At 65.5% G+C, this 13,601-nt stretch carries 9 protein-coding genes; 5 read left to right on the forward strand and 4 right to left on the reverse strand.

Annotation, left to right across the window (positions count from 1 at the left end):
• The first annotated feature begins 13 nt into the window (after window positions 1–13).
• Window positions 14–880: a methylenetetrahydrofolate reductase [NAD(P)H] gene (gene metF, locus BM353_RS06875; protein ID WP_092078324.1), complete on the forward strand. Its 867-nt coding sequence runs from the start codon at window positions 14–16 to the stop codon at window positions 878–880.
• Window positions 881–898: 18 nt separating this feature from the next.
• Here the strand turns inward: metF and BM353_RS06880 are convergent, their stop codons facing one another.
• Complete coding sequence (locus BM353_RS06880) at window positions 899–1,993, reverse strand: DUF2235 domain-containing protein (protein WP_092078327.1); 1,095 nt, start codon at window positions 1,991–1,993, stop codon at window positions 899–901.
• On the reverse strand, window positions 1,971–4,268 hold the full coding sequence (locus tag BM353_RS06885; protein ID WP_092078330.1) for a xanthine dehydrogenase family protein molybdopterin-binding subunit: 2,298 nt from the start codon (window positions 4,266–4,268) through the stop codon (window positions 1,971–1,973). Before BM353_RS06885 ends, BM353_RS06880 begins: the two co-directional genes overlap by 23 nt.
• A gap of 151 nt (window positions 4,269–4,419) precedes the next feature.
• Here BM353_RS06885 and BM353_RS06890 point away from each other — a divergent pair, with 151 nt between their 5' ends.
• Complete coding sequence (locus BM353_RS06890) at window positions 4,420–7,611, forward strand: valine--tRNA ligase (protein ID WP_092078333.1); 3,192 nt, start codon at window positions 4,420–4,422, stop codon at window positions 7,609–7,611.
• Between the two features lie 101 nt (window positions 7,612–7,712).
• Window positions 7,713–9,260: a Ppx/GppA family phosphatase gene (locus BM353_RS06895; protein WP_092078336.1), complete on the forward strand. Its 1,548-nt coding sequence runs from the start codon at window positions 7,713–7,715 to the stop codon at window positions 9,258–9,260.
• A 155-nt stretch (window positions 9,261–9,415) separates the two neighbouring features.
• Here the strand turns inward: BM353_RS06895 and groL are convergent, their stop codons facing one another.
• Together groL and BM353_RS06905 are read right to left on the reverse strand one after the other, a co-directional pair.
• The gene (gene groL / locus BM353_RS06900; RefSeq protein WP_092078339.1) at window positions 9,416–11,062 is read right to left on the reverse strand and encodes a chaperonin GroEL; all 1,647 of its coding nucleotides are present in this window, start codon (window positions 11,060–11,062) and stop codon (window positions 9,416–9,418) included.
• 63 nt (window positions 11,063–11,125) lie between these two features.
• Window positions 11,126–11,416, reverse strand: coding sequence for a co-chaperone GroES (locus tag BM353_RS06905; RefSeq protein WP_092078342.1), 291 nt, complete (start codon window positions 11,414–11,416; stop codon window positions 11,126–11,128).
• A gap of 315 nt (window positions 11,417–11,731) precedes the next feature.
• Here BM353_RS06905 and BM353_RS06910 point away from each other — a divergent pair, with 315 nt between their 5' ends.
• Window positions 11,732–12,652: a manganese-dependent inorganic pyrophosphatase gene (locus BM353_RS06910; protein ID WP_092078517.1), complete on the forward strand. Its 921-nt coding sequence runs from the start codon at window positions 11,732–11,734 to the stop codon at window positions 12,650–12,652.
• Window positions 12,653–12,705: 53 nt separating this feature from the next.
• Complete coding sequence (locus BM353_RS06915; protein WP_092078537.1) at window positions 12,706–13,581, forward strand: TIGR01459 family HAD-type hydrolase; 876 nt, start codon at window positions 12,706–12,708, stop codon at window positions 13,579–13,581.
• Window positions 13,582–13,601: the final 20 nt, after the last annotated feature.

Here is a 13,601-nt window from a genome sequence, read left to right on the forward strand (position 1 = left end):
GCAGGAGTATCCGATGACAGTGCCCGCCGTTTCCTTTGAATTCTTCCCCCCGAAAGACCTCGCCGGGTCCTTCCGGCTGTGGGATACGGTGCAGGTTCTGGCCCCGCTCGGGCCGCGCTTCGTTTCGGTGACCTATGGCGCGGGCGGCACCACGCGGGACCTGACGCGCGACGCGGTCGCGACGCTGCATTCGCAAAGCGGGCTCAACGTGGCGGCGCACCTCACCTGCGTCAACGCCACCCGCGAGGAAACGCTGGAGATCGCGCGCGGCTATGCGGCGGCGGGCGTCTCCGAGATTGTCGCCCTGCGCGGCGATCCGCCCAAGGGCGCGGGCGGCTTTACCGCCCATCCCGACGGGTTCGCCGACACCTGCGAGCTCATCACCGCGCTCAAGGACGCGGGCGATTTTCGTGTCCGCGTGGGCGCCTACCCCGAGAAACACCCCGAGGCCGCCGACGAGCAGGCCGATATCGACTGGCTCAAGCGCAAGATCGACGCGGGCGCCGACGAGGCGATCACCCAGTTTTTCTTCTCCGCCGAGACCTTCCTGCGCTTTCGCGACCGGGCCGCGGCGGCGGGCATCACCGCGCCGATCATCCCCGGCATTCTGCCGATCGAGAACTGGGCCGGCACGAAGCGGTTTTCGGCCAGCTGCGGCGCGACTATTCCCGCATGGCTCGACAGCGCCTTCGAGACCGCCAAGCGTGACGGGCGCGAGGATCTGCTGGCCACGACGGTCTGCACCACGCTCTGCACACGGCTCGTGGACGAGGGCGTCGAGGCGCTGCATTTCTACACGATGAACCGCCCCGAGCTGACCCGCGATGTCTGCCACGCGCTCGGCGTGACGCCCAAGGTCCAACTCGAAAACGTCGCCTGACCGCGCGCGCCCGCGCGCTCAGGTCTCGACCGCCGCGCCCGGCTTTTGCCCGGCCCTTTTCGCCCCGCGCGCCACAATCTTCGCGCGGAGCGCGTCGGGCACGCTGGCGTGCAGCGACTGGCAGGCGCCCGGCGTGATGACCCGGCGCCGGCGCAGCAGGAAGAACTTGCCCCACCGCCGCCACGTCCCCGAACTCGGCGCGGCGGCATCGGTGGGATAGCGCGCCGCCCAGCCCTCGGGCAGCGCGACGCCGCAGGACTCCAGCCGCTCCAGCATCCAGACCAGCGGAATATTCGACAGGGGCCGCGCCTCCTCGAACCCGGCCAACTCGCCGCCCACATCGCCGTGCGATCCGCGAAACCAGACCTGCTCGATCCGCCCCTCGGCCCAATCCTCCGGGCAATCCCAGAGCACCGGGTCATAAGCCTCGCGCGTCTCGTTGATCGCCAGCGCCTGAAACCCGTTGCGCACCACCGGGCTCAGCGCGTGGTTGTGAAAGGCGTGGTGCTTCTCCGTGAGGCGCCAGACGAGCGGCAGCCGGACCCCGAGCGCCTTGACCGTGTCCCAGACGCCCACCATCTCGACCGTCGCCTCCGGATGGCAATGGGCCTCGCGGAAGGCCGCTGCGGCCGCGCTACCGGCGGCGAACTGGTAGTGGCGATAGGCGGCGCGGATGGTGCGTTCGGTCGCGTGGCGCCGCCGCACGAGCCCGACACTGTCGATCATCCCGGCCACCGAGCGCGCGGCATAGGCCCCGCGCGAATAGCCCATGAGGAAGATCCGGTCCCCGGCCCGGTAGCGCGACGCGAGATAGCCATAGGCGCGCCGGATCTGCAGGTTGATACCCTTGCCGGTCATCACATCGGTCATGTTGCGCCAATGCTCGGCATGCAGGCCCGGCTCGTAATAGACCGACACCGGATGCCCCGCCTCTGTCAGCAGCTTGTAGGTGAGCCCCGCGTTGGTCTCATCGCCCGGATCGAGCGAGGACATGGTCCCGTCGAGGATCACCACATGGTCGATCGCCCCGCGCGTCGGGCGCGCGGGCTCGCTCCGGACAGGCCGCCAGAACAGCCAGTTGCGGAACCGGTTAAGAAGCGCGGGCAGCCGCATCGCGACACATCTTCCAGACCCGTTCAGGCGTGAACGGCATATCGGCCTGGCGCACGCCGAGATCCCACAGCGCGTCCAGCACCGCGTTGGATATCGCCGCAAGCGCGCCCACCGTCCCGGCCTCGCCGCAGCCCTTCATGCCCATCGGATTGTAGGTCGAGGGGGTCGGCTCCGTGGCAAAGCCGATCATCGGCACATCGCTGGCCCGCGGCAGGGCGTAATCCATGAAACTGGCGGTCAGCAGCTGGCCGTCCTCGTCATGAACGACGCGCTCCATCAAGGCCTGCCCCACGCCCTGAACCACCCCGCCATGCACTTGACCTTCGGCCAATAGAGGATTGATAAGGTTGCCAAAATCATCAACAACGGTATAGCGGTCCAGCCGCACCTCGCCGGTTTCCGGATCGACCTCGACCTCCGCCACATGAGCGCCATTGGGGAACGAGCGGTCATCGAGCGTGATGCGTTTGGAGAAGGTCAGAAGATCGTCGCGCCCGTCCTCCCTGGCGCGCTCCGAAAGCTCCAGCAGCCCGGCGGTGCGGTTGGTCCCCGCGGCGCGGAACACCAGATCGTCAAAGACGACATCCTCCGGCGGGACCTCCTCCAACTCGGCAAAAAACGCGGCATATTTCGGGATCATCTCATCGACCACAGCCAGCGTCGCGGTGTTCTGGACCGTGACCGAGCGCGAGCCGCCCGTGCCGCCGCCCTTGGGGATGAGATCGCTGTCGCCTTGAATGACGCGGATCGCCCCGGGGTCGATCCCGCTCTGGTCAGCGAGGAATTGGGCGTAAACGGTCTCGTGCCCCTGCCCGTTGGATTGGGTGCCGACGTAGAGTTTGACTGTTCGATCATCATCGAACTCAACCTTCGCCCGCTCGCTCGGCTCACCGAGGATGCTCTCGATATAATAGCAAAGCCCAAGCCCGCGCCGCTTGCCCGCCGCGCGGGACGCTTCCAACCGTTCGTCGAATCCTGAAACGCCCGCTTCCGCTTCCGCCCGCGAAAGCACCTTGTGAAAATCGCCGACGTCATAGGTCACGCCGGTTGCGCTTCGATAGGGAAACTCATGTTTTTCAATGAAATTCCGCCGCCTGAGCTCCCACGGGCTGACCCCGAGTTCCCGCGCGGCCATGTCCATCGCGCGCTCAAGGATGTAGATCGCCTCGGGCCGGCCCGCGCCGCGATAGGCATCGACCTGGGTGGTGTTGGTGAAGACCCCCTCGACCTCGAGCAAAACGTTTCGCAGCCGATAGGTCCCCGGCATCACCTTCGCAAAAAGCTCGGTCTGGATGTTCTGGGCATATTCGCTGTTGTAGGCGCCCATGTTGGCGCGGGTCGTGACATGATAGCCGGTGAGCCGCAGATCCTCATCAAAGGCCAGCCGCGCCACGTGATCAAGATCGCGCCCGGCATTGTCCGACATCATCGCCTCGCCCCGCTCGGACATCCAGCGGACCGGACGGCCGATCTTGCGCGCCGCGATCGCACAGAGGAAATACTCCGGATAGGCAAAGGCCTTCATCCCGAAGCCGCCGCCCACGTCCGGGATCGTTACGTGAACCTGCTCGCGCTTGAGGCCCAGCAGCTTGGCCAGATCGTGCTTGAGATCCCAGACCCCCTGCCCGCCGAACGCGACGTGAAGCCGGCCTTCCGACCAATCGGCAAGGCAGCCGCGCGGCTCCATCGTGTTGACGATCACGCGGTTGTCCTCGGCGGCGAGCTCGACCACATGCGCCGCCGTCTCGAAGGCCGCCCGCACCTTGTCGGCATCCCCCATCGCCCAGGAAAACGCGCGGTTTTCCGGCGCCTCCGGGTGCAGCGCCTCGCCGCCGGGAGCGAGCGCCATATGCGCGGGCAGAGCATCGATCTCCAGCGTGATGAACTCGGCCGCATCGGCCGCCGCCGCGCGGCTCTCGGCAAGGATGAAGGCCACCGGCTCGCCCACGAAGCGCACCCGGTCCTCGGCCAGCAGCGGCCGCCGCACCGCCGCGCCCTTGCGCCCGTCCGGGGCCTCGACCACCGTGGCGCCCATCCCCCGCGTGATCCCCTCGGCGGCAAGATCGGCCGCCGTCAGAACCGCGAGGACCCCGGGCGCCTCCCGCGCTGCCGAAGCGTCCAGCTCAGTGATCCGCCCATGGGCGACCGAAGCGCGCAGGACATGGCCAAACGCCGCGTTTTGTGGGGCGATATCATCGATATAGCGCCCCGCACCGCGCAGAAACCGCTGATCCTCCACCCGGCGCACCGGCTGACTTTTTCCGAATCGTTCCATCGGCCCGCCTGTTCCTTCTGTCCGCAGCAGAGCCTAGCCCCTCGCCCGCCACTGTCCAGCCCGCCCCAAATTTGGCGCCGCCGCCTTTCCCTCCGGGCCGGGCTGCGATATGGGAGGCCAAACCACATAACGTGCGGCAGCGAGACACCCCATGAGCATGGATAAAACCTTCGACGCGACCGAAGCCGAAGCGCGGCTCTACGCCGCCTGGGAAGAGGCCGGATGCTTCCGCGCGGGCGCCAATGCCCGGCCCGAAGCGTCGACCTTCTGCATCATGATCCCCCCGCCCAACGTGACCGGCTCGCTGCATATGGGGCATGCGTTCAACAACACGCTGCAGGATATCCTCGTGCGCTGGCACCGGATGCGCGGCTTCGACACGCTCTGGCAGCCCGGGCAGGATCATGCCGGGATCGCGACGCAAATGGTCGTCGAGCGCGAGTTGGCCAAGGACAAGAGCAACCAGACCCGGGCCGAGATGGGGCGCGAGGCGTTTCTGGAGAAGGTCTGGGACTGGAAGGCCAAGTCGGGCGGGACGATCATCAATCAGCTCAAGCGGCTCGGCGCCTCCTGCGACTGGGAGCGCAACGCCTTCACCATGTCCGGTGCGCCCGGCGCGCCGGAGGGCGAGGACGGCAATTTCCACGACGCGGTCATCAAGGTCTTCGTCGATCTGCATGAAAAAGGGCTGATCTATCGCGGCAAGCGGCTGGTGAACTGGGATCCGCATTTTGAGACGGCGATCTCCGATCTCGAGGTGGAGAACGTCGAAAACGCGGGCCACATGTGGCATTTCAAATACCCGCTCGCGGGGGGCGAAACCTATCACTACGTGGAGCGCGATGGCGATGGCAACGTGGTGCTGGAAGAAGAGCGCGACTATATCGCAATCGCGACGACCCGGCCGGAGACGATGCTCGGCGACGGGGCGGTCGCAGTTCATCCATCGGATGAACGTTACACGCCAATCGTCGGAAAACTATGCGAAATTCCGGTCGGACCCAAAGAGTCCCGCCGCCTTGTTCCGATCATCACCGATGAGTACCCCGACCCCACGTTCGGCTCGGGCGCGGTGAAGATCACCGGCGCGCATGATTTCAACGACTATGGCGTCGCGAGCCGCAACGGCATCCCGATGTACCGGCTGATGGACACCAAGGGCGCGATGCGCAGTGACGGCGATGCCTATGCCGACTGTGCCGCCAGGGCGCAGCAGATCGCGGAAGGCGCAGAGTTCAGCGAAGCCGAAGTCGACACCCTCAACCTCGTCCCCGACGAGATACGCGGGCTCGATCGTTTCGACGCGCGTCGAATTGTCGTGGAGCAGATCACCGCCGAGGGGCTCGCGGTGATGACCCGCGCGGACAACCCCGCCCTTGGCAAGGCCGCGGTCAAACCCGACGCGGAGGGGGCCGACGAGCTTGTCCCGCTTGTCGAGTCCAAGCCGATCATGCAGCCGTTCGGGGACCGCTCCAAGGTCATCATCGAGCCGATGCTGACGGATCAGTGGTTTGTGGATACCTCGAAAATCGTCGAGCCCGCGCTCGAGGCGGTCCGCAAGGGGCGCGCCAATGGCGGCACGGACATCCTGCCGGAATCGGATCGGAAGGTCTATTTCCACTGGCTGGAGAACATCGAGCCCTGGTGCATTTCGCGCCAGCTTTGGTGGGGGCATCAGATCCCGGTCTGGTACGGGCTCAACATGTCCTACATGGAGGAGAGGCTCGCCGATCTGGGCCTCACCCCCGACAGCGCCGCGGAAGATTGGGACTCGGCGGAAATCGGCGCGGCCCTCGCGCTCGATGCGCTCGTCCAGCGCGGCGAGCACTCCCATTGCGCGGCGGATGTCGCCTCGGTGCGTGAGCGGTTTTCGGACGATCTCGTCACCCTGCCCGCGCCCTTCAACCATTCGACGATCATCGAAGTGTCCGACCGGGACGCGGCGATCCATGCCCTCGCCCAGGGCCTCGCCGGGTTCGCCCAGACGCAGGATCCGACCAAGCTCGTCTACCCGATCTGGCGCGATCCCGACGTGCTCGACACGTGGTTCTCCTCCGGCCTCTGGCCGATCGGCACGCTGGGCTGGCCCGAGCAGACGCCGGAGCTCCAGAAGTACTTCCCGACCAACGTGCTGATCACCGGGTTCGACATCATCTTCTTCTGGGTCGCCCGGATGATGATGATGCAATATGCCGTCGTCGGCGAGCGCCCTTTCGACACCGTCTATGTCCACGCGCTGGTGCGCGACGAGAAGGGCAAGAAGATGTCGAAATCGCTCGGCAACGTGCTCGATCCGCTTGATCTCATTGACGAATACGGCGCCGATGCGGTGCGCTTCACCCTCACCTCCATGGCCGCCATGGGGCGCGATCTGAAGCTGTCGAAAGACCGGATCGCGGGCTATCGCAACTTCGGCACGAAGCTGTGGAACGCGATGCGGTTTGCCGAGATGAACGAGGTGTTTACCGCGCAATCCGTCGATCTCGCGGCCAACCCGGCACATGCGCGCCAGACGGCCAACCGCTGGATCATCGGCGAGGTTGCGCGGGTGCGCGAGACCGTCGATACAGCGCTGGATCAGTACCGGTTCAACGACGCCGCGAACGCGCTCTACGCCTTCGTCTGGGGCAAGGTTTGTGATTGGTACGTGGAATTCGCCAAGCCGCTGCTCGGGGACGAGGATGTTTCGGTCCAGACCGAAACGAGAGAGGTCATGAAATGGGTCCTCGATCAATGTCTGATCCTTTTGCATCCGATCATGCCCTTCATCACCGAAGAGCTCTGGGCCCTCTCGGGGGACCGCGCCAAGATGCTGGTGCATTCCGATTGGCCGGAGTATACCACCGCCGCGCTGCTTGATGAGGCGGCCGACCGGGAGATGAACTGGGTCATTTCCGTGATCGGCGCGATACGGTCGGCGCGGGCGCAGATGGGTGTCAACGCGGGCGATTTCATCCCCGTGCTCGCGCTCGGGATGGAGCCGGCGGCGAAAGCGGCCTGGGACGGGAACGCGGCGCTCATCGCCAAGCAGGCGCGCGTCGACAGTTTGACGCCCGTCGAAGCGTTTCCCCGCGGCACGATCACGATCCCGGCGGAAGGGGCGACCTTCGGTTTGCCGCTGGCCGAGATCATCGATGTCGCCAAGGAGACCGCGCGGCTGGAGAAATCCGTCGCCCGGCTCGACAAAGAAATCCGGGGGCTCGAAGGCCGGGTGGGCAATCCCAAGTTCGTCGCCAGCGCGCCGCCCGAGGTCGTCGAGGAGGCCCGCGACAATCTTGGCCTGCGCCAGGACGAACGCGCCAAGCTTGCCGCCGCGCTCGACCGCCTTGCCGAAATCACCTGACGCCCGCGATTGACGCGTCCGCGCCGCGTGGTGCAGTGTTCCACTTGTGATGACGCAGCCCCGCTCCGGCGCGGCCCGAAAAAGACGTTGAAGGCCGGCCCATGACCCAAGAGCCCGCGACACCCACGCCCGATTGGGGCCCGTTCGGCAAGCCGCTGTTCGATGACCCGAAAATGCGCGCGCTCGCGCGTGTGGGCGTGGTTGATGTCGGCTCCAACTCGGTGCGGCTCGTGGTGTTTGACGGCGCGGCGCGGAGCCCGGCCTATTTCTACAACGAGAAGATCATGTGTGCGCTCGGCGCGGGGCTGTCCGAGACCGGGCGGCTCAACCCCGAGGGGCGGCGCCGCGCGCTGTCCGCCATGCGCCGGTTCGCCGCGCTCTCCGACAGCATGGGCATCAGCCCGCTCACGGTGGTCGCCACCGCCGCGGTCCGCGAGGCCGAGGACGGGCCGGAGTTCTGCGCCGAGGTTCTGGCCGAGACGGGGCTCAAGATCTGGGTCATCGATGGGGATGAGGAAGCGCGGCTCTCGGCCCAGGGCGTGTTGCTCGGCTGGCCCGGGGCACATGGGCTCGTCTGCGATATCGGCGGCTCGTCGATGGAGCTTGCGGAGGTGCGCGACGGGCGCGTCGGCAAGAGGCTGACCTCGCCGCTCGGGCCGCTGAAACTGCGCGAAGTGAAGGGCGGAAAAGCCGGCCGGAAGGCGCATATCAAGGCGGTGCTGGAGGACATGCACAGCTGGCTCGGCCCGCAGCGGGACCGGCTTTTCCTCGTCGGCGGCTCCTGGCGCGCGATCGCGCGGATCGACATGGAGCGCCGCGCCTATCCGCTTCACGTGCTGCACGAATATCGGATGACCGCCACGACCATCCGTGACACGGTCCGGTTCATCGAAGAGAGCGATCTCGAAAAGCTGCGCCAACGCTGCGGGCTGTCGGAGGCTCGGATGTCGCTCGTGCCGCTCGCGGCGGAGGTGCTCAAGCGGATCATCTCGACCATCCGGCCCAAGGATATCGCGGTGTCCAGCTACGGCATTCGCGAGGGTATGCTGTATGAGCAGATGCCGCGCGAGGTGCGCGAACGCGATCCCCTGATCGAAGCCTGCCGGTTCGCCGAGAGCAAGGACGCGCGCCTGCCGGGCTTTGGCCGGCGGCTCTATGCCTTCGTCCTGCCGCTGTTTCGAAACCTGCCTGATGAGCGCAAGCGGCTGATCCGCGCGGCCTGCCTTTTGCATGATGTGAGCTGGCGCGCCCACCCCGATTACCGCGCGGAGCTGACCTTCGACAATGCAACCCGCGCGCATCTCGGCGGAATGCGACATTGGGAGCGGATCTACCTCGGCGTCGCCTTGCTGCATCGCTATAGGAACAAGCGCGAAGGCACTCATTTCGAAGACCTTTTCAACATCCTGTCCGAAGAGCGGCAAGGCGAAGCGGAGGTCTTGGGCAAGGCGATGCGCTTTGGTGCGATGCTGTGGATACACGGGCACGAAGACGCCGCCGAGCTGCGGTGGTTTCCCAAGAAGAAGCAGCTCGAGTTGCGCCTCGCGCCCGCCGCGGCCCCGCTTTTTGGTGAAGTGGCGGAAGCCCGGTTCAAGGCGCTGGCCGCCTCACTCTCCGCCGAGACATCCGTCCGCTATCTGAGCGCCTGAACAGTTCGACGCGCGTCGAACTGTTTGATGAGGCTCGAACTGTTTGATGACTCTCAAACTGTCCGGCGCTCCGCCACGACACCGACAGCACGCCCCGCCAAACGAAAAAGGGCCCCCGAACCGGGAGCCCTCTCTCAAATCATCGCGCGGCGGCGTTACATCATGCCGCCCATGCCGCCCATGCCGCCCATGTCAGGCGCGCCGGAAGCTGCGCCTTTGGGCTCGGGCTTGTCGGCCACCATCGCTTCGGTGGTGATCAGCAGACCGGCGATCGAGGACGCGTCTTCCAGAGCGGTCCGGACAACTTTCGCCGGATCGATGACGCCGAAGGCGAACATGTCGCCGAACTCATCGGTCTGAGCGTTGTAGCCGAATTTCAGATCGTCGCTCTCGCGGATCTTGCCTGCGACAACCGCGCCGTCCACACCGGCGTTTTCGGCGATCTGACGCAGCGGCGCTTCAAGCGCGCGGCGCACGATGGCGACCCCGGCGGTCTGATCGGGGTTCGCGCCTTCCAGCCCGGCGAGCGTCTTGGCGCCCTGCACCAGTGCCACACCGCCGCCAACGACGATGCCTTCCTGCACGGCCGCACGGGTCGCGTTGAGCGCGTCGTCCACACGGTCCTTGCGCTCTTTCACTTCCACTTCGGTCATGCCGCCGACGCGGATGACAGCCACGCCGCCCGCCAGTTTCGCAACGCGCTCCTGGAGCTTTTCGCGGTCGTAATCGGAGGTGGTTTCCTCGATCTGCGTGCGGATCTGAGACACGCGCGCTTCGATCTCGGCCTTGTCGCCGGCACCGTCAACGATGGTGGTCTCGTCTTTGGTGATGGAGATTTTCTTGGCCGTGCCGAGCATGTCCATGGTGACATTCTCGAGCTTCATGCCGAGATCTTCGGAGATGACCTGGCCGCCGGTGAGGATCGCGATGTCCTGCAGCATGGCCTTGCGGCGATCACCGAAGCCCGGCGCCTTGACAGCCGCGATTTTCAGACCGCCGCGCAGCTTGTTGACCACGAGGGTCGCCAGCGCTTCGCCTTCGACGTCTTCGGCGATGATCAGGAGCGGCTTGGTCGACTGGATGACGGACTCAAGCAGCGGAACCATCGGCTGCAGCGAGGAGAGTTTCTTCTCGTGCAGCAGGACAAGGCAATCGTCGAGTTCGGCGATCATCTTGTCGGAGTTGGTGACGAAATAGGGGCTGAGGTAGCCACGGTCGAACTGCATGCCCTCGACCACGTCGGTCTCGGTCTCCAGACCCTTGTTTTCCTCGACGGTGATGACACCCTCGTTGCCGACCTTCTGCATCGCATCCGCGATCTGCTGGCCGATCTCGGCTTCGCCGTTGGCGGAAATCGTGCCGACCTGCGCGACTTCGGCGCTGTCGTTCACGGGGCGGGAGGCCGCCTTGATCGCCGCGACAACCTTGGCGGTCGCCAGATCGATGCCGCGCTTGAGGTCCATCGGGTTCATGCCCGCGGCCACGGATTTCAAGCCCTCGCGAACGATGGCCTGCGCCAGAACCGTCGCGGTGGTGGTGCCGTCGCCGGCCTCGTCATTGGTGCGGGAAGCAACTTCCTTCACCATCTGCGCGCCCATGTTCTCGAACTTGTCCTCAAGTTCGATTTCCTTGGCCACGGAAACACCGTCCTTGGTGATGCGCGGTGCGCCAAAGCTCTTGTCGAGCACAACGTTGCGGCCTTTGGGGCCGAGCGTCACCTTGACGGCATCGGCCAGCACATTGACGCCCTTGAGCATTTTATTGCGGGCGTCGGTATCGAATTTCACGTCCTTGGCAGACATTCTCTTCTCTCCTCAGAAAGCAGTAGAGTTTCGGATTTCGGCAAATGGCAAAGCCTCGCGGGCTCAGCCTTCGATGATGCCGAGGATGTCGCTTTCCTTCATGATCAGCAGCTCTTCGCCGTTCACCGTGACTTCGGTGCCGGACCACTTGCCGAACAGAATCTTGTCGCCGTCCTTGACGGCCATCGCGATCAGCTCGCCGCTGTCCTTGCGCGCGCCTTCGCCGCAAGCTACGACGATCCCCTCCGCGGGCTTCTCTTTTGCGCTGTCGGGGATGATCAGACCGCCTGCGGTTTTCTCATCGCCTTCAACGCGGCGAACCAGCACGCGGTCATGAAGCGGTTTGAATGCCATCTCTGAGTCTCCTGATGCTCAAAGTTTCCTGTCCCGAACCCGGAGGGCCCGGTCGCGTTAGCACTCACATCGCATGAGTGCCAACGCATGGGGTAGCTAAGCGCCGCGCCGCCCCCTGTCAACAGACCAATCCCTCAAATCCCACGATTTCACCCCCGGGCCCGCCCCTGTCTTCTTCTCTTCGAAAAATACTCCCGCCGGAGGCATCCTCCGGTCGCCACATGGAACCATCCGCCCGCCATATTGCTTGGGTGACAAGCGCGCGTGCGCCCCCTATAAGCGCGCCCGACGGACCAGCCCCATAGGACCATGCTCATGACAACGCTTGTTTTCGGCCACAAATCCCCCGACACCGATTCCACCGGCTCCCCGATCATCTGGGCCTGGTATCTCAACGAGATCAAAGGCGAAGCCGCCAAGCCCGCGCTGCTCGGCGAGCCCAACACCGAAGCGGCCTTCATGCTGGAGCACTGGTCGCTCGACAAGCCCGAGATCATCGACGGCGTCGCCGCTGACCAGCCGGTCGTCATCGTCGACACCAACAACCCCGCCGAGCTGCCCGCGGGCATCAACGACGCCGACATCCGCGCCATCATCGACCACCACAAGCTCGTGGGCGGGCTCGAAACCAAGGGTCCGATCGACATCCGCATCGAGCCGCTCGCCTGCACCGCGACGCTGATGTACAAGATGATCGGCTCCGAGCTGGGCCGCGCGCCCGATGGCGTCAAGGGCGCGATGCTCTCCTGCATCCTCTCCGACACGCTCGAATTCCGCTCCCCCACCACCACCGACGAAGACAAGGCCGTCGCCCACGCGCTCGCCGATGAGCTGGGCGTCGATATCCCCGCCTTCGCCGAGAAGATGTTCGCGGCGAAATCCGATGTCTCGGCCTTCTCCGATGCCGCGTTGCTGCGCATGGATTCCAAGGAATACGGCGTCGGCGATACCAAATTCCGCGTTTCGGTCCTCGAAACCACCAGCCCCGGCACCGTGCTCGACCGCAAGGAGAGCCTGATGGACACCATGGGCCCCGTCGCCACAGAAGATGGCGTCGATCAGGTCCTACTCTTCGTCGTGGACATCCTCAACGAGGAGGCGACGCTGCTGGTCCCCAACGATCTGGTGAAATCCGTGGCGGAGAAGAGCTTCGGCGTGGATGTCTCCGGCGACACCGTGGTCCTGCCCGGCGTCGTCAGCCGCAAGAAACAGATCATCCCGGCCCTCAAGGTCTGATGCAATCGCCGGGCCCGCCGCGGCCCGGCCCACACGCGCCCCGGAGCAGCCCCATGACCGAGATCATCGCCCGTCTAGCCGATATTTCCGCGCGCTATGATGCGCTTTTCGTCGATCTGTGGGGCTGCGTCCATGACGGCGTGACCGCCCTGCCCGAGGCCGTGGCGGCGCTTCAGGCCTTCCGCAAGGGCGGCGGCGCGGTGGTGCTCGTGACCAACTCGCCCAAGCCCCGCGCCGGCGTGGCCGAGCAGCTCAAGGTCTTTGGCGTGCCGGACGACGCCTGGGACAGCATCGCCTCGTCGGGCGACAGCGCGCGCGCCGCGATGTTCCGCGGGGTGGTGGGCCAAAAGGTCTTCTTCATGGGCGAATGGGAGCGCGACGCGGGCTTTTTCGAGCCGCTCAATCTGCTCTCCGACCCGGTCGAGATCAGCCGCGTGCCGCTCGAAGAGGCCGAGGGGATCATCTGCTGCGGCCCGTTCGATCCGATGGCCGACCCCGAAGTCAACCGGCCCCAGTTCCTCTATGCCAAGCAAAAGGGCATGAAGCTGCTCTGCGCCAATCCCGATATCGTCGTGGATCGGGGCGAGGTGCGGGAATGGTGCGCCGGGGCGCTGGCGGCGCTCTATACCGAGATGGGCGGCGAGAGCCTTTATTTCGGCAAGCCCTACCCGCCGATCTACGATCTGGCGCGGCGGCGGCTGGGAGAGCTTGGCCGCGACGTGCCGGACGCCCGCATCCTCGCCATCGGTGACGGACCGGCGACGGATGTCTCCGGCGCAATGGGAGAGGATCTCGACGTGATCTTCATCACCGGCGGGCTCGCCGCGCGCGAGACGAAAACCGAACGTCAGCCGGATGCGGCGGCGCTCAAAGCCTATCTCGGCGCGCAATCGGTGCATCCCCAGTTCGCGATGGGTCATCTGCGTTGACCTGCATTAACGGTTGATTT

It is taken from the genome of Poseidonocella sedimentorum, assembly GCF_900116005.1.
In the GTDB taxonomy this organism is placed as follows: Bacteria; Pseudomonadota; Alphaproteobacteria; order Rhodobacterales; family Rhodobacteraceae; genus Poseidonocella; species Poseidonocella sedimentorum.